General features: G+C 59.5%; 16 protein-coding genes. 5 read left to right on the forward strand and 11 right to left on the reverse strand.

Going from position 1 to position 21,054, the window contains the following annotated elements:
* Window positions 1-11: 11 nt before the first annotated feature.
* Together AC1RS8_RS12860 and AC1RS8_RS12865 are read right to left on the reverse strand one after the other, a co-directional pair.
* Entirely contained in the window at window positions 12-1,295 is a 1,284-nt protein-coding gene (locus AC1RS8_RS12860) for an arsenic transporter (protein ID WP_489340405.1), read from the reverse strand.
* A gap of 23 nt (window positions 1,296-1,318) precedes the next feature.
* Window positions 1,319-1,666 carry a metalloregulator ArsR/SmtB family transcription factor gene (locus AC1RS8_RS12865; protein WP_489340406.1) on the reverse strand — a complete coding sequence of 116 codons (348 nt, stop codon included), beginning with the start codon at window positions 1,664-1,666 and terminating at the stop codon, window positions 1,319-1,321.
* A gap of 158 nt (window positions 1,667-1,824) precedes the next feature.
* Here AC1RS8_RS12865 and AC1RS8_RS12870 point away from each other — a divergent pair, with 158 nt between their 5' ends.
* Entirely contained in the window at window positions 1,825-2,328 is a 504-nt protein-coding gene (locus tag AC1RS8_RS12870; protein WP_218498395.1) for a GNAT family N-acetyltransferase, read from the forward strand.
* 42 nt (window positions 2,329-2,370) lie between these two features.
* Here the strand turns inward: AC1RS8_RS12870 and AC1RS8_RS12875 are convergent, their stop codons facing one another.
* The 7 genes from AC1RS8_RS12875 to AC1RS8_RS12905 all read right to left on the reverse strand — a co-directional run bounded on the left by AC1RS8_RS12875 (window position 2,371) and on the right by AC1RS8_RS12905 (window position 15,517).
* The gene (locus AC1RS8_RS12875) at window positions 2,371-3,204 is read right to left on the reverse strand and encodes a DUF2950 domain-containing protein (protein ID WP_057715348.1); all 834 of its coding nucleotides are present in this window, start codon (window positions 3,202-3,204) and stop codon (window positions 2,371-2,373) included.
* An 80-nt stretch (window positions 3,205-3,284) separates the two neighbouring features.
* On the reverse strand, window positions 3,285-4,844 hold the full coding sequence (locus AC1RS8_RS12880; RefSeq protein WP_489340407.1) for a DUF3300 domain-containing protein: 1,560 nt from the start codon (window positions 4,842-4,844) through the stop codon (window positions 3,285-3,287).
* A gap of 165 nt (window positions 4,845-5,009) precedes the next feature.
* A complete protein-coding gene (locus AC1RS8_RS12885; RefSeq protein WP_489340408.1) occupies window positions 5,010-6,287 on the reverse strand; it encodes a peptidase MATCAP family protein in 1,278 nt (425 codons plus the stop codon).
* Between the two features lie 87 nt (window positions 6,288-6,374).
* The gene (locus AC1RS8_RS12890) at window positions 6,375-8,501 is read right to left on the reverse strand and encodes a TonB-dependent receptor family protein (RefSeq protein ID WP_489340409.1); all 2,127 of its coding nucleotides are present in this window, start codon (window positions 8,499-8,501) and stop codon (window positions 6,375-6,377) included.
* Between the two features lie 105 nt (window positions 8,502-8,606).
* Window positions 8,607-9,347 (reverse strand): Mut7-C RNAse domain-containing protein, encoded by a 741-nt coding sequence (locus AC1RS8_RS12895; RefSeq protein WP_057715344.1) that lies wholly within the window; start codon window positions 9,345-9,347, stop codon window positions 8,607-8,609.
* 56 nt (window positions 9,348-9,403) lie between these two features.
* Complete coding sequence (locus AC1RS8_RS12900; RefSeq protein ID WP_090454854.1) at window positions 9,404-10,537, reverse strand: ATP-binding response regulator; 1,134 nt, start codon at window positions 10,535-10,537, stop codon at window positions 9,404-9,406.
* 117 nt (window positions 10,538-10,654) lie between these two features.
* On the reverse strand, window positions 10,655-15,517 hold the full coding sequence (locus AC1RS8_RS12905; RefSeq protein ID WP_489340410.1) for a HAMP domain-containing protein: 4,863 nt from the start codon (window positions 15,515-15,517) through the stop codon (window positions 10,655-10,657).
* Between the two features lie 283 nt (window positions 15,518-15,800).
* Between AC1RS8_RS12905 and AC1RS8_RS12910 the strand changes: the two genes are divergently transcribed.
* Entirely contained in the window at window positions 15,801-16,442 is a 642-nt protein-coding gene (locus AC1RS8_RS12910; protein ID WP_057715341.1) for a response regulator, read from the forward strand.
* A 319-nt stretch (window positions 16,443-16,761) separates the two neighbouring features.
* On the forward strand, window positions 16,762-17,061 hold the full coding sequence (locus tag AC1RS8_RS12915; protein ID WP_057716633.1) for a hypothetical protein: 300 nt from the start codon (window positions 16,762-16,764) through the stop codon (window positions 17,059-17,061).
* Between the two features lie 151 nt (window positions 17,062-17,212).
* Here the strand turns inward: AC1RS8_RS12915 and AC1RS8_RS12920 are convergent, their stop codons facing one another.
* Window positions 17,213-17,866, reverse strand: coding sequence for a hypothetical protein (locus AC1RS8_RS12920; RefSeq protein ID WP_057715340.1), 654 nt, complete (start codon window positions 17,864-17,866; stop codon window positions 17,213-17,215).
* A gap of 276 nt (window positions 17,867-18,142) precedes the next feature.
* On the reverse strand, window positions 18,143-18,421 hold the full coding sequence (locus AC1RS8_RS12925) for a DUF2790 domain-containing protein (protein WP_057715339.1): 279 nt from the start codon (window positions 18,419-18,421) through the stop codon (window positions 18,143-18,145).
* Between the two features lie 490 nt (window positions 18,422-18,911).
* Between AC1RS8_RS12925 and AC1RS8_RS12930 the strand changes: the two genes are divergently transcribed.
* Window positions 18,912-19,886 carry a quinone oxidoreductase family protein gene (locus tag AC1RS8_RS12930; protein WP_489340411.1) on the forward strand — a complete coding sequence of 325 codons (975 nt, stop codon included), beginning with the start codon at window positions 18,912-18,914 and terminating at the stop codon, window positions 19,884-19,886.
* Entirely contained in the window at window positions 19,883-20,809 is a 927-nt protein-coding gene (locus AC1RS8_RS12935; RefSeq protein WP_090454858.1) for a LysR family transcriptional regulator, read from the forward strand. The genes AC1RS8_RS12930 and AC1RS8_RS12935 overlap by 4 nt, the downstream gene beginning before the upstream one ends.
* Window positions 20,810-21,054: the final 245 nt, after the last annotated feature.

Consider the following 21,054-nt stretch of genomic DNA (forward strand, 5'->3'; position numbering starts at 1 on the left):
GTCGCACAGGGCTAAACGCTCAGGCGCAGGGCCAGGGCAGACAAGGTGATGAACAGAATCGGCAGCGTCAGGACCACGCCGACCTTGAAGTAGTAACCCCAGGTAATGCGGATGCCCTTGCGCTCCAGCACATGCAGCCAGAGCAAGGTGGCAAGACTGCCGATGGGAGTGATTTTGGGACCGAGGTCAGAACCGATGACATTGGCGTAGATCATGGCTTCACGCACCACACCGGTGGCGTCACTGGCCTGAATCGACAGGGCACCCACCAGCACCGTGGGCATGTTGTTCATGCCCGATGACAGCAACGCCGTGAGCAGGCCAGTGCCCAGCGCGGCACCCCAGATGCCGAATTCGGCCATGTGGTTCAGCGCCATGGTCATGTAGGTGGTCAGTCCGGCGTTTTTCAGCCCGTACACCACCAGGTACATGCCCAGCGAAAAGATCACGACCTGCCAGGGCGCCTCGCGCAGCACCCGTCGCGTTGAAATCACATGCCCACGCGCAGCCACGGCGAACAGCATCGCGGCACAGACCGCTGCAATGGCACTGATGGGAATGCCCAAGGGTTCCAGAGCAAACAGCCCGATCAGCAACAGAGCCAGGACAATCCAGCCGACGCGGAAGGTCAGGGGATCACGCACGGCGCGTCGCGGGTCTATCACGTCATCGAGAGAGTAGTGCCTGGGGATGTCACGCCGGAAAAACCAGTACAGCACCACGAGCGTGGTCGCCACGGCAACGAAATTGACCGGCACCATGATGGCGGCGTACTCGCTGAAGCCCAGGTCGAAGTAGTCGGCCGAAACGATGTTGACGAGGTTGGACACCACCAGGGGCAGGCTCGCCGTGTCGGCAATGAAACCGGCCGCCATGACGAACGCCAGGGTAGACGCTGGCGAAAAACGCAGTGCGAGCAGTATTGAAACAACAATGGGGGTCAGGATCAGGGCTGCACCGTCGTTGGCAAACAGCGCGGATACGCCGGCCCCCAGCAGAATCGTGAAAACGAACAGGCGCCGCCCGTCACCCTTGGCCCAGCGCGCCACATGCAATGCCGCCCACTGGAAAAACCCGGCCTCATCGAGCAGCAGACTGATGATGATGAGCGAGATGAAGGTCGCGGTGGCGTTCCAGACAATGGCCCACACCAGTGGAATATCGTCCAGCGTCACGACGCCTGCCAGCAGGGCCAGGATGGCTCCCAGGGAGGCGCTCCAACCGACGCCCAGGCCCTTGGGTTGCCAGATGACCAACACCATGGTGAGCAGGAAAATGATAAACGCAGTAAACATGCGGAGTCTCGATGAATGAAGGGTCAGCAGCAGGCGGAAGTGTTGAGTGGACGGTCGCCCATCGCGGCAAGACGAGTGCTGTCGTCCGCAAGCCAGTCGGCGTTTGCCAGCAACGTTGTCTCGAGAACGTCGCGAACCCACGCGGGCAGATCGGGATTGAGCCGGTAATACACCCACTGCCCCTGACGGCGGTCGAGAAGCAGGCCACAGCCGCGAAGCTGGGCAAGGTGGCGGGAAATTTTGGGCTGACTGTCGTCCAGGGCGCAGACCAGCTCACACACGCATAACTCGCCTTCACGAGTGATGAGCAAAGTGGCCCGGGCGCGGGTTTCGTCGGACAGACATTTGAATACGGTGGCAGGATTGAGCATTGGCGTGGCTCGATACATATGGTTATTCGAATATACGATTTTCCATATGTATTGTGCAAGCCGCTCGGGCTCGCGAAGGGAAGGCTCGGCCCGACCAGGTTGTTCAGGTATGAGATAGACTCGAGCCGATTCGGCACAAGGCACAGGAGAGGCGGTGAATGGAATCATTTAGCGTACGCGAGCTGAAAATGACTGACGCTCAAGCGTTGCTGGCTTTCGAAATCCAGAACCGTGAATGGTTCGAATCCCATATCGATGCGCGCGACCCTGCTTTTTACTCGTTGCAGGGTGTCGCCGATCATATCGAAAGCTATTTGTCCGATTTCGCCATCGGCGCCTGGCACCCCTTTGTCATCGAGGATTCCAGTCAGAGAATCGTCGGTAGAGCCAATCTGAAAAGCATCGACTCATCGACGGGTTCTGCCGAAGTCGGCTATCGGATCGATCAACGCGTGTGCGGGCAGGGGCTGGCAACACTGGCGCTGAGGCACCTGATCCAGGAGGCCCGGATACGTTGGGGACTTGCGCAACTGGTTGCGTATGCCTTCAGGGAGAACGCCGGCTCCAGAAAGGTCCTGGATCGGTGCGGATTCAAACTTGAGCAACCCTCCTGCAACGACAACACGGGGGGCGAAGATCGATTCGTCCTGTCGATCAGATAACTGCGTTCAACCATTCTGAAGGCTTGTAGCAGGTCATGCCTGCTACTCCTGATCTTCGGGCACCTCTTTCCAGCTGTCATCCGGATCAAAACGTTTCATCGCCAGCGCCAGTTTTTCACCTTCGGGCCCCAGGTCTTTTTCGAATACCTGTCCTTCATGACTGATCATGAAACTCATCACGCCGGTGTCGTTGTATTTTGCCGGCCAGGCGATCAGCGCAAAGCCGCGGCTCATCTTGTCACCGATGAGGTAGCTGTAGGCGCCACCCGGTGCCGAAGGACCCTGGCCATGAAGGATGCGGAAGCGATAGCCATGCCACTCTTCGTCGGCTATGGCTTTGCCGAACGAAGGCCCCAGCGGGCTGATCTGGCCGCTGTCGTCTTCGTCCCAATAGAGTCCATCGTGCATGCCGGGGGTGCTGAAGATTTTCTGCGCATACTCGAGTGCGCCATCATCGTCCCGATCCACTGACGCATAGTCCATCTGGGCGTCGTGATAGGCCAGCACCGATTGCACCGCGGCAAGTTCATTGCGGCCGATTTGACGTGCACGGATCTCTGCACTGCCGGCCTTCATGTCGAACCGCCAACCGTTCTCGTTCTTTGTAAGGGGGATAGGCAGTGTCCAGTTCTCACTGCCGACCGCCAGCACAGCCTTGCGGTCACTGGTGTTTTCAAAGTGGTGTTGCTCGCGGTACTGCTGCAAGAACGCATCCACATCTTTGCGCTGCACGCCTTCGCGGGGGATGTAATTGTGCCAGTCATTGCCCAGCAGTTCGGTCAGGCGTGCCTGGTCGGCGTGTTCCGTGCCCAGTGCTTCGACAAAGGCTTCCGCGGCCTTTTCCGGGGTTGGAAAGGCCTGCTGTGCCGTCGCCATGCACGACCACAACAAGCCGGCGGCTATAACCAGGACATGAGGGAGCAAGCCCGTGAGTCCCTTCAATCGAGGATGGTTGTTCAACGACGGCCCCCCCTTTGACGCGATGGTGGATTGGACGGCCGGCTGACCTGGTGGCCGGCTGATCGCGAAGCACTGGGGCGTTGGGCGGAAACCTGGCTGGCCCGGCCACGATTGGCCTGGACGTTGGCCTGGGACGGTGAGCGTGCGCCGGCGAACGCATTGTTGCGGGCACTGCCGGCACTGGCGGCAGGCCGTTTATTCGTCGCTTGCCGCGTCTGCGCGGAGCCTTCTCTGCGCTGATTCAACTGGGCGCTCTGGTTCCTGGGTTGCTGGGTCTCTCTCCTGGGCTGCTGATTCTCCCGGGTGTTCCTGGCCGTGCCCTGGCTTCTGTCCGCCGCCTTCGGTCTGTCTGCACCGGCCTGTAACCGGTCGCCGCCCGAGGCCCCGGACTGGAGTTTGCGTGTTTGATCACGGGCTTCGCGGTTGCTGGTGGCAGGTCGTTCGATACCGTGCCTGTCCATTGAGGTGCGGGCATTTTCACGGGCCTGGGCGCGTTGGGCATTGTCCCCGCGATAGGCTTCACGCTGGTTGGCACCGTTGAGTTGGCGGCCGTACTGTGCGCGGCTTGCGTTGTCTCGATAGGGCACGCCATTACGATGCACCGGGTTGTGTTGCCATTTGTTGTTGGTGATCCGGTTGTTGGCATTGATGTTGTTGTAGCGATTGACGTCGATGTCGATGTCGTTATTGCCCCAGTCACATTCACCCCACAACGATCCAATGATCGCCACTCCGGCACCAAACGCGAGTCCGGCCATCAGGGCCTGACCAGGGTAATAGGCCGGTGGCGGTGGATAGTACGCGGGCGGCGACGCCGGATAGGGCCAGGTGCCGTAGGTGGTGGTCGGGTTATAGGTGGGGACGTACACCACCTGCGGATCGGCAGGCTGAATGATGATGGTGGAGTTGCTGGCGGGGGCCGATTCAGGGGCTGGAGCCGGTGCCGCAGTCGTGGTCGCCGGAGCCGGAGCCGGAGCCGGTGCCGCGACATTCTGGATCGTCACGTTCTGATATTGGTTGCTCTGCAGATTGCCGGCGGCCTGTGCCTGGCGCCGCAAGCGTTGCGCGCTTTCCATGACATCGTCGGGCTGCGCCAGGAAGGCATCACCCAGGCGCTGGACCCAGACGGGATCCTGTCCCAGCAATGCCAGAACCTGCGGGAAGGCGACCAGTGCCTGCACGCTCGGATCCCATGGCTGGTTCGCCACCTGTTTGACCGCTTCGTCACCCTTGGCGTCCGGGTGCGCTTTGGACCAGTTGACCGCCTCGCCGACTTCCCCGGGGTAGGTGGTGGCCATCAGCACCTGTGCAAACAGTGGGTCCGGGTAAAGCGCAATGGGCGCCAGCATCTGATCCAGTTGTTCCTGGGTGAATACCGGGTCCTTGGCCACCGGGGCGACGGGCGCTGCATTGGCTGTGCTTGCCGGTGCGGGGGCTGCGGCGGGTGCCGGAACCGGGGCCGGTGCGGCAGCGGTCCCCTCCGTACCCAGTGCCAGGCAGGACGATCCGCTCAAGAACAGTACGGCCGACAACGCGTAAAGTAATGGATTGTGCATTGCACCCCCCATGGGGTCAGGCAGGCTTGAAATGAGTGGATCAATCCCTGGCAGGTGAAGCCGACTTTGCAAGCCACAGAGCCTGACCTCGACACCGCTTCCTAATGGTAGCAGTTGATTTTAAAAAGCCAGGTTGACTTTCAAACGGTGTGATCCTGTTCCTGGTCAATGTGCACTGGCATCGCTTTCGTGTTCTTCGGCGAATGCCATGAACACATCCAGGTCCAGCACCTCCAGCTTGATCTGGGCGATGAACGCCGAGAAGGCCAGGTTGGCGGCCAGCAGGCGCAGGTCGCTGGCCCAGGCCGGAAGATAGACCGGCCCCTTGAGCCAGCCAGACTCGAACAGGGGCGCCAGGCGCACGGTGTCAGCCAGGCTGAGGCGCCCTGCAAACAGATGCCCGATCAGTTCCGGCCGGTTGTCGCGGATAGCAATGCGCAGCAGGGTGTGGACGCCGAGCAACCCGGTCAGGTAGGCGGCATCCTTGGTGAACGCCGAACCGCCCCGCAGGTCGGCGCCGCGGAACACCCGTTGGGTTGAGCGGAAGGATTCCTCTTCTGTCTGTCCGGCCGCCAGAAAACCTTCAAACACCTGGATGAAATCCGCACCCTCCAGTGCCTGCTGGACGGCGAGCACGCGCAGGGCCAGGCGCCGCAGGCGGTTGATGTCCATGCTGCCGGTGAACAGTTCGGCCAGGGTGGCAATGCCTTCCTGGGTCTGTGTGGTGCGGGGCGCCCCCAGGCCCAGGCTCGTGAGGTTGGGCTGGCGCGCGCCGTTCTGTGCCGTGGCGACATGCACGAACGCCTCGTGTTGCAACAGCTGATGCTTGTCCAGTTCCGAGAACAGCGCGCTGGCCCGCAGGCGAATGCGGCTCGATCCGGCGATGGCCTTGGCGGCCAGGTTCGGATCGAGCACGACCGTGATTTGTCCGACGCCGAAGAATCGGTCCAGTTCCGGTTGAATCCAGGCGGCGAACGCCTTGGCCGGGATCTCGGCCGGGCAGGGTGGAATCCGCGCACTGCCCAGCAGGGCGTCGGTGGTCTTGAGGAAGAACCGGGCCGCGTCAAGCATGCTCAGTTGCAGGCGTGTGTAATAGAAATCCGGGCGCCGGTACAGCGCGGATGAATACTGCGTAAAGGCGGGAGTACCGATGGCTCCCAGCATGTGCCCGGCCGTGGCATAGCTACGGGCGGTCATGGCCAGGTAATTGCCGGCCGGATGCCCCACATCGCAACGGCGGATAAAGGTTTCCAGGGCGGCGATGTCGGCGCTGTGGTCGCGGGGCTGCAACTGGACCTGGGGTAACTCGGCCCGCCCGCCGCGCCATTTCGCCAGGAAGTCTTCCTCGACGCCGTCCGGCCAGGACAGGGCATCCAGCACGCGGATCTTGCGGGTCAGGCCGGGCAGGGCGGCATCGAGTTCGGACAGGGCGGCGGCGCTCATGGATAGCTCCTTGAGGGACGAAGTGACGTTACAAAAGCTTAGTCGTCGCGCGCGGTTGTGTGTGTTTACGAAGTGAGGTAAACGGCCTCAGAGCAGGCTCCACGACACCCCGATGTACATTGCCATGCCCTCACCGGGGGTGGATCGTGCCGCGTCCAGCCCTTTGTCGTCGTAGCCCGGCGTGACCGTGGCGGCATAGTGCTTGTCGGTCAGGTTGCGCAGGTCCAGCCAGGTCTGCCAGTCGCCCTTGGGCGCGTTGTAGCCCAAGGTCGCGCCGAATATGGCATAGGGATCGGCGTAGTAGCTGTTGGCGTAATCGACGGCCACCTTCGACACCCATTGCGTGTTGACCGCGGCGAAGAAGCCTTGTGGCCAGTCGTAGCGCAGTTCGCCCTGGTAATAGTGCATCGGCAGGCCCGGCAGGCGGTTGTCGCCGAAGCGCTCATCGTCGCGGTAGTGGAAGTCACTGAAGGTATAGCTCTGGCGCAGGCTCAATTGGCCGCCATCGCCCGGCGACCAGAGGGGGCTCAGCAGGCTGGCTTCCACGCCCTGGTGCACGGTCGGGCTGGCGTTGAGCTCGTAGGGCGTGGTGGCGTTGGCGTCCGGCAGCACCGAAAGCAGTTCGTGGCGCACCTGGGCGTAGTACCAGGCCAGGCTCCACTGCCCCAGCGTGCTATCGCCACGGCCGCCGATTTCCAGGGTGGTGGCGGTCTGGTTTTGCAGCGTGACCGGTTCGCGCTGGGCGCCCGTGGCGACGCCACTGCCGGCGGGGAATCGGATGTTCGAGCTATAGATCAGCGACCACGGATGTGGCGCCTCGACCGAGCGGCTGAGATTGCCAAACAGTTGCAGGTCCGGTGTCAGTTGGTAGCGCAAGCCCACGCGCGGGGCGTAGTCCCAGTCGTGCAGGCTGGTCTTGCCACCTTCCTGCGGGTAGGTGACAGCGCTTTCACGGCGGGTATAGATCGCGGCGAGTCCGGTGGTCAGCCACAGGTCGTCGGCGATCTCCAGGTCATTGCCGACATGCAGGACCGTGTCCGAGCCCTGGTAGGTGAAGTTGCGAATCAGCGTGCCCGGTGCGTAACCGGCGGTGTTGCCGGTGGGGATGCGCACGAACTCGCTGGCACCGGCGTTGGGCAGGTGTTTGGTCACTCGCAGACCCAAGGTACTTTGGCTTTCCAGCCCCCAGAGCATGTCGCGACGCTTGTAGTCGAACGTGCCGCTGACATCCGTGTACGCCACCTTCAGGCGGTTGGGGCCCTCGCTCAGGTCCATGGGATAGTCGTGGTAGACAAGGCCGGTCTGGATGCTCGAATCGTCATCGATGTACCAGGTGGTCTTGTTGCCAATAAAGGTGCTACCGGGCTCGTCGCGGTGGTCGTCACGCGCCACGTAGGCCGGGTTGGCCGCCCGTGGGTTGTGCTCGATGGAGTGTTTGGTCACCCGTCCCGCGAGATCGTTGTCGGTCTGGCGGTGACGCAGGTAGAAGCGTGTTTCCAGGTTGGGGTTGAAGCGATAGCCGAAGTTGGCGATGACACCCTGGCTCTCGCTGGCCGTGTGGTCCTGATAGCCGTCGGCGTTGGCGTCGGTCATGGCCACGTAGTAATCGAAGGCGCCGAGCACCTGTCCGGAGCTGACCTGGCGCTGCTGATAGCCGTGACTGCCCGTTGCGTAGCGTACCTGCAACTTCGGCGCGTTGTAGCCGGTATGGCTGACGTAATCGATGGCCCCGCCAAGAGCCAGGGCGCCCCGGTCGAATCCGTTGGCGCCGCGCAGCACTTGCACATGGTCGAGCCACAGCGGTTCCAGCAATTCATAGGGCGTGCCGCCGGGGCCGGTCAGCGGCAGACCGTCGAGCATGGCGTACAGCCCCGAGGCATGGGCGCCCGGTGCACGGTTGATCCCCGATCCGCGGATCGAAATCTTCACCCCTTCGTTGCCCGCCGACTGGGCATAGATCCCCGGCTGGTAAGCGAGCACATCCTGATTGCTGGCCACGCGGCCCTGCAACGGACGGCGCATGTCGACAACGTTGGTGCCGCCGGGCACTTGGGCCAGCCGGGCCCTGGCGTCCTCGATCCCCTGGTCTTCGTCGCTCTGGTCCTCAGCGCCAATCAGCACTTGTCCCAGCTCCAGGCCCTGAGCCTCGGTCATGGCCGGACAAACAAGGGCCAGGCCCAGCAGCGCAGCGGGCAAGGAATGAGGCGAGGGCATTGGGAAAACTCCAGACGTACGGGAACGGGCAATGAACAGTGCGACGCAAGAAGGAACGAAGGGAGCACATGGCAATTTTGTTATTTTCCCGCCAAGGGTTGGCGGCTATCGATTCAGCAGCGGTGCCAGCAATGCGCACATACCGCGCCAGTGCGAGCCCTCCCAGTAAACCCGTTGGCAGGCGTCGCAGCGCAGGAAGTGCGAATAGAGGACGCCAATGCGTGGCGGCACCTGCGTCCGGGCCAGTTCCAGGCTGATCTCGTGCAGCGGCAGGTTGCAATGCAGGCACAGGCTGAATGGCCGCGCACTACGCGCCAGGTCGAGGCGCTCGTACAATTCACGCAGCTGCAGCGACGGTTTCAGGGCATGCACATAACAGCCGTGGCTGATGATTCGCCGCTTGAGCAGTTCGCGGTCGCGGGTCAGCACGATGCGTCCTTGCTGCGCAGCGATCTCGGCGATCTCGCTATCCTCGAAGCCATTGTCGTAGAGGGTGTCGAAGCCGCTCATGCGCAGCAGGCTGGCCAGCCCGCCAAGGTGCGCATCCGCGACGAAACGCAGCACCCGTAAAGGTTGCGCACGAACCTTGAGCAGCGGGCTGATGTCCAGCGCTTCGAACTTGGGATACACCGCCAGCCGGTCATTGTCGAGGATCACCCGCTCCAGGCCCACCGACTCGCCATTGAGCAGCACCAGTTCGACCTCGGTGTGCGGTATCCCGAGCGCCTCGATCATGTGCTTGACCGTCGCCCCTTGCGCGCACTCACAGGTGAAGGGTTGCCGCCGCCGTTCGGCCGGCAGGAAATCGTTGAGCTCCTCGTAGAAGCGGAAAGTTGCACTGGTCATGTTGAACAGTATGGCAGGGCTGCAGTGTGGTTGTTCTGGTGTTGATGCCAGCCGGGTCAGTCCAGTGGCAGCGATATCGTTAATCTCGTTCCTTTGTCCGGTGCGCTGTCGATCGTGAACTCCCCGCCCAGCATGCTGATGCGTTCCTTCATCCCCACCAACCCGAACGAGTTCAGTTTTTTGCGATCCGTCATGCCTACGCCGTTGTCTTTGATCTGCAGGTAAAGCCGGCGACCCTCCCTGGAGAGTTCGATATGCACCTGTGTCGCTTGCGCGTGCCGGGCAATGTTCGACAGCGATTCCTGCACGATGCGGAACAGAGTGGTGGCGGATTTTTCATTCAGATCGCAACGGAAGTTTTCGTCTTTCGCCGACATCGTGCAATCGATCGCGCTGCGCTGCCGGAACTCTTCAAGTTGCCACTCGATCGCTGCCTGCAATCCCAGATCGAGTACGGGTGGCCGAAGATCATTGATGATACTGCGGACACTGCGGATGGCTGTATCGAGGTGATTCAGAGCATCGCTGGCCTTTTCGTTGAGCTTGGGGTGCATGGTACTGGTGCGCGTCTGCAACATGGAGACATCGATTCGCAACGCCAGCAGACTCTGCCCCAGCTCGTCATGGATGTCCCGTGCGATCCGCTTTCGCTCTTCTTCCTTGATGTGCTCCTGATAGGAGGCCAGTTCACGCAGCTGCAGCTTCGATTGCAGCAATTCTTCGGCCTGCATTGTCAGTTTGCGCTGCAAGTAGAACAGGTCGACAAACACCTGGATCTTGGCGCGAAGAACCTCGGCCACAATCGGCGAGAAGATGTAATCGACTGCGCCGGCCGTATAACCGCGGAAACGCTCGGAATCGGTGTCGGCCTCCGCCGTGACGAAGATAATGGGCGTGTGGGCCGACTTCGGGCGGCCGTGAATGAGTGCAGCGGTTTCAAAACCGTCCATCACTGGCATTTTCACGTCGAGCAGAATGACGGCGAAGTCGCGCTGCAATAGCAGGCGCAGCGCCTCGCGTCCGGAAGTCGCCGTGGCAATATCGAGGCCCATGTCGGCAATCACCGCGGCGAGCGCCGTGAGCTTGGCGGGATTGTCATCCACCAGCAACACGGATGCTGGCACGCCATCAGGCGGGAGCGGGTGCCGCACCTGGGTTCTCTCATTGAATACCGGGGGTTCCTGCTGCATATTTATGCCACTTCGGTTTGCGCTAGCGCCTCTTGCCGTTACGGCAACACCGGTAAAGTCGAGCCGGCCTTGCGCACTTTGCCACCTTTGCTGTCGCGCAATGAGCGCGGCACAGAATCATCGATAGAGCCATTTGCGCATCAGTGACAGTAGCTGGTCGGTATCCACCGGCTTGCTGACATAGTCCGAGGCGCCTGCCTCGATGCACTTTTCACGGTCACCCATCATCGCCTTGGCCGTCAGCGCAATCATGGGCAGGGCTTCAAATCTTTTGAATGTACGGATCTGGCGCATGGTTTCAAAGCCATCCATCTCGGGCATCATGATGTCCATCAGCACGATGTCGGTATCGGGCTGCTGCTGCAGCAGTTCTATGGCGGTTCGGCCGTTTTCGGCCGTGGCCACCAGCATTTTGTTGCTCTCAAGCACGCTGGTCAGGGCAAAAATATTGCGCACGTCATCGTCGACCACCAGGGCCTTTTTACCCTCGAGACTGTCCGAACCTTCATAGAGTTTTTCCAGCATTCTGCGCTGGGTCTGCGACAGCCTGGCGACGACACGGTGTAGAAACAGAGCGGTTTCGTCGAGTATGCGCTCGGGGGACTGAACGGCCTTGATGACGCTTTTGCCGAGCAGTGTCCTGAAACGCTCGTGTTCCGGTTTGGTCAGCGTCTCTGCACCATAGACGACGATCGGCAATTCACGCATGGCGTGGTCTTCCTGCAACGCCTCGAGAAACCTGATGCCGGATGCGTCGGGCAGTTTGAGATTGATTGCCATGCAGTCGTAGCGTTTCTTTGCCAGTTTCTTCATGGCGTCAGCGCCGCTGTCGGTCGCTGTGATCTTCACGTCGGTGTTATCGAGCAGATCGAGGATGCGGGCGCGGTTCCCTTCGTCGCCGTCGATGAGCAGCAGGTCCCGGGTCTTGCGCCGAGCGAATGCCACGATGGCGGCCAGCGCATTTTGAATCTCGTCGGCTGTGACCGGCTTGAGCAGATAGTCGAAAGCGCCATAGCGCAGCCCGCGGGTGTGGTCGTCAGCGATCGAGATGATCTGGACCGGGATGTGACGCGTGGCGAAATTGCGCTTCAACTGCTCGAGCAGCGACCAGCCATCGATGTCCGTCAGGCCCGGGTCCAGCGTGATCGCGGCGGGTTTGAAGCGCTCGACAAGCTCCAGCGCATCCGCGCCACGGGTCGTGACGATAGCCCTGAACCCCTTCTGGTGCGCGGCCTCGAGCAGAATGCTGGCGAATCGGGTGTCGCCCTCGAGCATCAGCAGCACTTGATCCCCGGGTTGGACAGACTCGCGGTCGTCCAGTACCTGTGCGGTCGGGTTTGACATGAGGTCGCGCTTGACCTGGCCAGGTACTGCCTCTGTCGCTGATTCGTCTAGCGTCTGACCCTGGGCATCCTGTGTACGCAAGGGCACGTACAGCGCGAAAGTACTGCCCTTGCCGATCTCACCGGGGATCAGTCGCAGCTCACCGCCCAGCCGGTGTGCGAGCTCGCGGCTGATCGACAGGCCGAGGCCGGTGCCGCCGTATTTTCGTGAGGTTCCGGTATCTCCCTGCTGGAACGCTTCGAAGATCAGCTTCTGCTTGCCGGCCGAGACGCCAATGCCGGTGTCGGTGACCACGAAGGCGACCACCGCATCGGCACGATTCAGTTCGCTGTTATCCACGCTCCACCCGGACACAGCGGGCGCGATGCTGATCTTGACGCTGCCTTGCTCAGTGAACTTGAAGGCGTTGGACAGCAGGTTCTTGACCACCTGCAGCAGGCGCTTTTCGTCGGTCCGGATGACGGGGGGCAGGGTAGTCGCCAGTTCAATCGTGAAGGAGAGGCCCCGGCTTTCGGCGACCGGCCGGAAGGTGCGTTCGATCTGGTCGTGCAGATCGGCGAACAGCGCTTCATTCAGATCCAGTGTGACCGTACCCGACTCGATCTTGGACAGATAGAGAATCTCGTCGATCAGCTCCAGCAGGTCTTTGCCCGCGCTACGGATGGTCTTGGCATATTCGACCTGCCTGGGAGTGAGATTGTGTTCCGCGTTGTCGCTGAGCTGGCGGGCCAGGATCAGCAAGCTGTTCAATGGCGTTCTGAGCTCATGGGACATGCTGGAGAGGAATTCGGACTTGTACTTCGAGGTCAGCGTCAGTTGCTCCGCCTTCTCCTCCAGCGATAGCTTGGTGATTTCGACTTCGCGGTTCTTGCGCTCGACTTCGGCTTTCTGCTCCGCCAGCAGTCCAGCCTTGTCCCCCAGTTCCTCGTTGGTCTGTCTCAATTCTTCTTGTTGCTTTTGCAGCTCCTGCGCCAGCGATTGCGACTGCTTGAGCAGTTCTTCGGTACGCATATTGGCTTCGATCGTGTTGAGCACGATACCAATCGATTCAGCAAGCTGATCAAGGAAGGTTTGATGAATGATGCTGTAGCGCGTGAACGAAGCCATTTCGACGACAGCCTTGACCTTGTTCTCGAACAGGATCGGCAACACGATGATGTTCAGCGGGGCGGCCGCGCCCAGTCCGGATGAAATCGCGACGTAATCTGCGGGTACATCGGTCAGCAGGATGCGCCGCTTCTCGTAAGCGCATTGCCCGACCAGGCCCTCGCCGAGCCGCCACTCATCGTTCACATTGATGTTTCCCTTGTACGCATAAGCGGACAGTAGCTTGAGTTTCGCAGGATCGGGCGGGCTCTCGTTCATCATGTAGAACACACCGTGCTGGGCGTTGATCAGCGGAGCCAGTTCAGACAGCACCATCTTGGAGACTGCCGCCAGATCGCGCTGGCCCTGCAGCAGACGGTTGAATTTCGCCAGATTGCTCTTGAGCCAATCCTGCTCCGCGTTTTGCCGCGTGGTTTCCCGCAGGTTGCGGATCATCTCGTTGACGTTGTCCTTGAGCTCCGCCACTTCACCCTTTGCTTCCACCTCCACGTAACGCGTCAGATCGCCCTTGGTCACGGCAGTCGCCACATCGGCAATTGCGCGCACCTGATTGGTCAGGTTGGCCGCCAGACCGTTCACGTTGTCGGTCAGGTCGCGCCAGGTGCCGGCAGCACCCGGCACGTTGGCCTGGCCCCCCAGCTTGCCCTCGACGCCCACTTCACGCGCCACCGAGGTCACCTGATCGGAGAACAGCGCCAGCGTATCGGTCATACCGTTGATGGTATCGGCCAGTTCGGCGATCTCACCCTTGGCTTCCAGTGTCAGTTTCTTCTTCATGTCGCCGTTGGCTACCGCGGTCACCACTTTCGCGATGCCTCGCACCTGACTGGTCAGGTTGGCGGCCATGAAGTTCACGTTTTCGGTCAAATCCCTCCAGGTGCCGGACACGCCTTGCACCTGTGCCTGTCCCCCGAGCTTTCCTTCGGTGCCGACTTCGCGCGCCACCCGCGTCACTTCGGCGGCAAAGCTATTGAGCTGGTCCACCATGGTGTTGATGGTGTTCTTCAGCTCCATGATTTCGCCCTTGGCTTCCACGGTAATCTTGCGTCCCAGGTCGCCTTTGGCCACCGCCGTCGTCACGTCGGCGATGTTGCGCACCTGATTGGTCAGGTTGGCCGCCATGCTGTTGACCGAGTCGGTCAAATCTTTCCAGGTTCCACCGACGCCTGTCACCTTGGCCTGGCCACCGAGCTTGCCGTCAGTCCCCACTTCGCGAGCCATGCGTGTCACTTCGTCGGCAAAGGTCGAGAGCTGGTCCACCATCGTGTTGATGGTTTCCTTGAGTTGGAGAATTTCTCCTTTCGCTTCGGCTGTGATCTTGCGTGACAGGTCGCCGTTGGCCACCGCCGTCGTCACGTCGGCAATGTTGCGCACCTGGGTGGTCAGGTTGGCCGCCATGCCGTTGACCGAATTGGTCAAGTCCTTCCAGGTACCGGACACGCCGGTCACTTCGGCCTGTCCACCCAGTTTGCCTTCGGTACCGACTTCCAGTGCGACGCGTGTCACCTCCGCGGCGAAGCTGGAGAGCTGGTCGACCATCGTGTTGATGGTGTTTTTCAGTTCGAGAATCTCGCCCTTGGCTTCAACCGTAATTTTCTTGCCGAGGTCGCCGCGCGCCACCGCCGTCGTCACCTGTGCGAGGTTGCGCACCTGGGTGGTCAGGTTGGCCGCCATGCCGTTGACCGATTCGGTCAGGTCGCGCCAGGTGCCTGAAACGTCGCGCACTTCCGCCTGACCGCCCAACTTGCCTTCGGTACCGACTTCAAGCGCCACACGGGTCACCTCCGCAGCGAAACTCGAGAGCTGGCCGACCATCGTATTGATGGTGTTCTTCAGCTCGAGAATCTCACCCTTGGCTTCGACGGTAATCGTCTTGCCCAGATCGCCTTTGGCCACCGCAGTCGTCACGTAAGCGATGTTGCGCATCTGGGTGGTCAGATTGGCGGCCATGTCGTTGACGGAGTCGGTCAGGTCTTTCCAGGTGCCGGACACCCCTTTGACATTGGCCTGCCCACCGAGAATCCCTTCAGTGCCGACTTCGCGCGCCACGCGGGTCACCTCGGAGGCGAAGGAGCCCAGTCGCGTCACCATGGTGTTCACGATCTCGGCGGATTTGAGGAACTGACCCCGCAGTCTCAGGCCGTTGAGTACCGGCGGTACCTGCTGGTTCAAATTACCCTCGGCAACCGAACCGACAACGCGAATGATCTCGTTCATCGGGCTGATGAGGTCGCTGGTGAGCGCATTGCTCGAGTTGACGATCTTTTGCCATGAGCCTTTCATCATCGGCAATTCGATACGCTCATCGACCTTGCCCTGCTTGCCGATCAGACGCGCCACGCGTTCGAATTCGGTGGTGGTGTCGGCTGCCATGTCGATGATCTCGTTGAGCGTGTCGGCGATCTTGCCCGGCATGCCGGTCCAGTCTTCCGGCATACGCGTAGTGAAGTCACCTTTGCGCAACGACTTCAGCGCTGCCAGCAACGTCTTCATGTCGAAAGCTTCGATCGGTGTCGTCACTGTGGCCATGCCTCTGTCCAGTCATAATTGATGCCACGGGCAAGGCATTACCCATGGGCGTGCAGACAATCCTAAGAGCTTAGGCGCCGCTAACGCCTGAGGCAAAAGTGCAAGTGTGCTCTGTGCCTGCTAACGTCAAACTCTGCAGTAGATTCCATGGCTTGCTGGCCACTGGCCGCAGGGCTGGTGTGGGAATGCATGGGCGCGCGCCACTGTGCCGGCGGGTTCAACATCATCTGTAGGTCGAGACACGATACGGCCGGGGCCTTGCGGGTGCGAATGGAAAATACAGATGATTGACCACAAAATCAGAGTCTTGCTGGTGGATGATCACAGCATCGTGCGCAGTGGCGTGCGACGCATGCTGGAGACTGCCGGCGAGATCGACGTAACGGGTGAAGCCGAGACGGCACAAGACGCAATGCTCCTGGTCCGGGAGCAGGATTTCGACGTGGCGCTGGTGGATATTCAGCTTCCCGACAAGACCGGCCTCCAACTCCTCAAACTCATGCGTGCGCACAAGCCCAAGCTCGCCGTTCTGATGCTGAGCATGCATTCGGTCGAGGCCTATGCGTTACGCGCAATCAAGCTCGGCGCTGCGGGCTACCTCACCAAAGATATTTCCGCAGCCACCCTGGTTACGGCAGTTCGCAAGGTGGCCTCAGGTGGCAAGCACGTCAGTCCTGAACTGGCGGAAAAACTGGTCAACGCTATCGGCAAAGGCGACGCGGCGCCCCACGAAGCGCTATCCGACCGGGAGCTTGAAGTACTCAAGCTCCTTGCTGCAGGCGAGAGAATTGTCCGCATCGCTCAGATATTGCACTTGAGCCCGAGTACCGTCACGACGTACCGGGCACGTATCCTGGAAAAAACAGGGATGGACAGCAACGCGAAATTGGCCCGCTATGCACTCGAAAACGGCCTGTTGACTTAGATCGCCCTGCCATCCGACGCAGCCGGGCACCAGACTGTTTGTAGTGGAATCGCTACAAGCTCTTGGTCGAAATCTCCACAAAGATGTCCTGCTAACGTCGATAGCGGGAGCCGTTCCAATCAAGCATATTTACCTCTCGACAAATTTTCGTTCGCTCAATGGAGTTGTCTTCGTCAAAGTCTTGTACCGCCATGGCCTTCAGGATATGCATGAGAGCAAGTTTCACGAGTCAGAAAAGACTCCGGAATTGATACTCGCAAGTTGAGCGCGGAGTGCACGCTGCATTCATGTTGAATCAATGTTCAAACTGGAGGGCATCATGATGATAGGTTATTGGTTATGCGCATTGCTGTGGGGAGTGGTGCTGCTGGAGGAGATCCAACTCATACCCCGACAGGAATGGAAAGACGAGGGTCTGAAAAAGGTTCTGTTGCTGCGCCGGACTAGAAACCGGACAGGCTACTTTTTTGCGTTGATCGCGGGCGCCATGTGTCTTTATAGCGAAATCCTGGTGGCGCCGGTCGATCAGAGTGTTTTCAATCCGGAGCTGATACTTGCCCTATGTGGTGTTCTTTGGGGTGCATATCTGTCCGTAGTCTGCATGAAGGGTAAGCGATAGATGCCTGTTTCCATGACTACTGCGGGTAATTGAGATTTCACTATCGTCGCCCGGCGGGGAGACTTTTCCGGTCAGGCGCTCAACTCAAATTTCGCGAACGGCTAACAACGGATTTATTGGCTAAAGCTGAACTTCCTTGTTCAACCTGACTTCACCATCCAGCCAGGGCGGCGTTTCCCAGGGGCCTGGTGTCTTGCTCCAAACGCGCTTCGGTGTCTCTGTCTTTTGCCCAGGCGGTGAGCAGTACCATCGCCCCGAAACCACCGACGATGAGTACCGGATAGGCTGCCAGCAACTCCACCAGCGAGTACTTCCAGGCCAGCGGACGACCAATACCCAGCATGGCGGCATAGAACCATGACACGCCAGAGAGGGCGCCGGAAAACAGCGCCAGCATGCGCAGGCTGAAGGAGAGTTTGAGTAACGAACCGGCTTTTTTCAGTGCCGGCAATACAGCGCTATGCAACAGGATGCCGTTAAAGGTCAACAGCACTACTATGCCGATTTTGGCTTGCAGTTTTGGATTGAGGAAATATTCCATCCCCTTGCCGGCATAATCGATCCCGACAATACCAATGCCCGTAATCCAGAGCGCTACAAGTGCAAGCACTACGGTTTTTTGAAGGCTTTCCATATGCGCGTCATCGTGGTGGCCTGACGCATCTCCCTTCAGGAGTTGCTTGACCATTGCAATGTCGCTGGTCAAGACCAGCCCGATTGCCACACAGCAGGCGATAAGATGAAAATATACAACGCCCAAACGCACATATTCCACGGTGGACGAAGAAAACATACTAAGTTCCATGGTGACCTCTTGGCTTCAATAGTGAATCAACTTGGCTCTCGGCACGGCTTGATTGGAATTTACCGTTGCTGACTGCCATTTAGATCCAGCAATTGTTATCAGTTAATCTTGCGACATTACGCCAGCAAGATAATAGTGAGTTTCTCGAATGAACTTTTAGTCATTCGATCATGTCCATTTTCAGGTAACCAAAAACCTCAATCGCACTGAGTGCATGGGAGGTTTAACTTCCGCTTCTGGGGGGCGGTGAGGCCCGGAACCCGATCGACGAGCGAATCAGGCAATGCTGGTAGGGTCGGCGGGGCTTCCACCCCATTCGAGGAAACGGATCTTGTGAACCTCGCCCTCGCTGTCTTCGTAGACCAGGGTCACCGGTACCACGCCGGTCTTGTCGGATGTATCGGTGCGCTGCAGTACCCGTTTCACATCGATGTCCATCCCGTAGTGGTATTCGACGGCTGAAACATGCGCGCCGGGTTCTTGCAGGCTGCTCTGGTCAAAGACACTGGGTGCGAGACTGGAAATCACGGCACTGACAATCGTGGCCATGCTCATAAGGCTGTACCTCCACTGAAGTTCGCTTGACAAGGACTTAATGTGACACGTGGTGAAAGTGAAGTTCACTTGACCGCGACGAACGCGCCTGCCTGAAAAGCCTGTAGTGGCTGCAAACTCCCGGCAATTCCCCACGCTTGACGCCTCTCGACCGTTCGTCCTTTAACCCCCGTATTTGCTGGAAAAAGTCCGTTTTTTAAGGAGGTCATGACATGTCATGACCGATTGTCACGCGTCGGGTATTGGCCGATTTCTGCCTGTCACCGAGGGCTATATCCGACCCATGGAGGACTCTCGGAGGCAATCTTTGGCATCTCCAAAATCACAATGAAACCAACATGCTCCACGTAGTAAAGCGTGCTATCCGTGATTATATTGCTGCAACAGGTGCATTAATGTCCTGCAATCACCCGTCTTGTTCATCAGTAGGTCAGTTATCACACTGAGGTCACTCATTTGATAACGGCTTCTGACTGAAGGAGAGATGACCATGGTATCTGCGATCCGGTTTAACCAATTCGGCAACCCTGAAGTACTGAACCTGGAGACACTGAGCGAACAAGCGCCCGGCCAGGGTGAGGTATGGCTTGAGCAAGAGGCTGTAGGTGTCAACTTTCTCGACGTGACCCAACGAAAAGGGGCGGTGCCGATTGCTTTGCCATCTGGAATTGGGCTGGAAGGCGCGGGGCGTGTCGCCGCTGTGGGTGTGGGTGTCAGCAACGTGCGAGTAGGGGATCGCGTCGCCTATGCCACCGGCCCCTTGGGTTCCTATGCTTCGGCCCGGCTTTATCCGGCAGAGCGGCTGGTCAGAATTCCGGATTCGCTGTCATTTGACGATGCAGCAGCCGTCATGTTCAAGGGCATCACTGCGCAGTACCTGTTGAAAGCCACCTATCCTGTGGGGCCCGGTACAACCATTCTCCTCTACGGTGTGGCCGGAGGGCTGGGGGAAATCATGGTGCCGTGGGCCAGACACTTGGGTGCCATCGTGATCGGTGTGGTTTCAAAGCAGGCCAGTGTCGAGAAAGCTCTGGCGTCGGGATGCGATGAAGTCCTGGTGTTCGATGCAGACAGCCTGGCTTCCCGGGTCGCTCGTATCACCAAGGGTAAAATGGTCGACGTCGTCTATGACCCGATTGGGCGTGTTTCTTTCCAGGCATCCCTGGATAGCTTGCGACCACGAGGCCTGATGGTATCGTTCGGAGCCTCATCAGGTGCGCCGTCAGCCGTGGAACTGTCGACACTCAATACCAAAGGCTCGCTGTTCCTGACACGTCCTTCGTTGGCAGCCCATACGGCGAGTGTCTCTGAGTACCAGGAACGAGCGCAGGATGTGTTGGCCGCCATAGGTGCAGGTATTATCAAACCTTCGGTCCGGGCAAGTTACTCTCTGGCGGACGCAGCATTGGCGCATGCGGACCTGGAGTCGGGGCGTTCATCGGGGGCGATCATTCTAAAACCATGAATCTTGATGTTCTGAACAATCAGCACAGCGACGAAATCGCTGCGTTTCTGGCCGTGGCCTCGCAAGGCTCGTTTGTCGGGGCAGGCCGGCTATTGCAGCGACACCCAACAGTCGTTTCGAAACGACTCGCCGCAATGGAAAAGCGCCTTGGCGTTCGGCTTGTGGAGCGCTCCACCCGCCAGGTTCGAATTACTGAAACAGGTGCCAGGCTGGAGCAACGGCTTCGCTCAGCCATCGAATTGATGAATGAAGCGCAGCAGCAAGCGTCCGAGGGCGCCAGCGAAATCCGCGGTACTTTGCGCCTTGCATTGCCGGCAGCCATGGGCAGACGTTGGCTTGGCCCGATGCTGCCGGAGTTTCTCAAGGCTCATCCGCATGTCTCGATCATCGCTGACTATAGCGAGCGTCTGGTCGACATCATCGATGAAGGTTTTGACGCGGCGATCCGAATCGGAGAGTTGGACGACAGCCGGCTGATAGCCAAAAAACTGAGTGACCATCGCCGGATACTGTGTGCCTCGCCTGCTTACATCACAAAGCACGGCATGCCCGAAACGCCACAGGACCTGATCAGGCACAATTGCCTTCGCTTCAGTGGCCTTGCGTCTTTTCCTCAGTGGAGACTCCATCGCGGCAATGAACTGCAGACGGTTTCTCCCAAAGGAAACCTGACGGCCAACGACAGCGAATCATTACTTGCAGCGGCCTGCGCCGATGCGGGAATACTGGGGGCAGGTGACTGGTTGATGAGTCGTGATATTGCTGCCGGGGGACTGTTGCAGGTCCTTCCTGACTGGCAATTGGATACCGCCGGTGGGGTCTACCTGGTCAGGCCATCAGCCAAGTTTCCGGGTGCCGTGGTCGTCGCGTTCAAACAATGGATCGAGTCAAAGTTTACCCCCGCGCCCCCATGGACCATCTGACCGGCTGACCTTCGATTCCCCTGACCGACACATGGCTGCCGGTCATGTGTGTTCATAAAATCAGCATTGCATCAAAGCCAATACAGGATAGTAACGGACCACAACCAGCCGATGCAGAGGGTGATGGCAAGGTAGATCGCCACAATCATCAGAGGCTGATTCCACATGACACACCTCCCATAACCGCTTTCTTTACATGGGTGCCTGGTAAAACGGGCGCTCGTCGCATGAGCAATAACTCGTCA

Source organism: Pseudomonas sp. GW821-FHT12A04, from assembly GCF_058807755.1.

What these genes read in the sequence shown, in the direction of transcription:
- AC1RS8_RS12875 (WP_057715348.1), bottom strand. Translation starts at nt 3,204, where the DNA reads ATGGCGACGGCACAGCAGGCCTTTCCAACCCCGGAAAAGGCCGCGGAA.
- AC1RS8_RS12930 (WP_489340411.1), top strand. Translation starts at nt 18,912, where the DNA reads ATGGTATCTGCGATCCGGTTTAACCAATTCGGCAACCCTGAAGTACTG.
- AC1RS8_RS12865 (WP_489340406.1), bottom strand. Translation starts at nt 1,666, where the DNA reads ATGCTCAATCCTGCCACCGTATTCAAATGTCTGTCCGACGAAACCCGC.
- AC1RS8_RS12905 (WP_489340410.1), bottom strand. Translation starts at nt 15,517, where the DNA reads ATGGCCACAGTGACGACACCGATCGAAGCTTTCGACATGAAGACGTTG.
- AC1RS8_RS12895 (WP_057715344.1), bottom strand. Translation starts at nt 9,347, where the DNA reads ATGACCAGTGCAACTTTCCGCTTCTACGAGGAGCTCAACGATTTCCTG.
- AC1RS8_RS12900 (WP_090454854.1), bottom strand. Translation starts at nt 10,537, where the DNA reads ATGCAGCAGGAACCCCCGGTATTCAATGAGAGAACCCAGGTGCGGCAC.
- AC1RS8_RS12910 (WP_057715341.1), top strand. Translation starts at nt 15,801, where the DNA reads ATGATTGACCACAAAATCAGAGTCTTGCTGGTGGATGATCACAGCATC.
- AC1RS8_RS12870 (WP_218498395.1), top strand. Translation starts at nt 1,825, where the DNA reads ATGGAATCATTTAGCGTACGCGAGCTGAAAATGACTGACGCTCAAGCG.
- AC1RS8_RS12925 (WP_057715339.1), bottom strand. Translation starts at nt 18,421, where the DNA reads ATGAGCATGGCCACGATTGTCAGTGCCGTGATTTCCAGTCTCGCACCC.
- AC1RS8_RS12915 (WP_057716633.1), top strand. Translation starts at nt 16,762, where the DNA reads ATGATGATAGGTTATTGGTTATGCGCATTGCTGTGGGGAGTGGTGCTG.
- AC1RS8_RS12885 (WP_489340408.1), bottom strand. Translation starts at nt 6,287, where the DNA reads ATGAGCGCCGCCGCCCTGTCCGAACTCGATGCCGCCCTGCCCGGCCTG.
- AC1RS8_RS12880 (WP_489340407.1), bottom strand. Translation starts at nt 4,844, where the DNA reads ATGCACAATCCATTACTTTACGCGTTGTCGGCCGTACTGTTCTTGAGC.
- AC1RS8_RS12920 (WP_057715340.1), bottom strand. Translation starts at nt 17,866, where the DNA reads ATGGAACTTAGTATGTTTTCTTCGTCCACCGTGGAATATGTGCGTTTG.
- AC1RS8_RS12935 (WP_090454858.1), top strand. Translation starts at nt 19,883, where the DNA reads ATGAATCTTGATGTTCTGAACAATCAGCACAGCGACGAAATCGCTGCG.
- AC1RS8_RS12890 (WP_489340409.1), bottom strand. Translation starts at nt 8,501, where the DNA reads ATGCCCTCGCCTCATTCCTTGCCCGCTGCGCTGCTGGGCCTGGCCCTT.
- AC1RS8_RS12860 (WP_489340405.1), bottom strand. Translation starts at nt 1,295, where the DNA reads ATGTTTACTGCGTTTATCATTTTCCTGCTCACCATGGTGTTGGTCATC.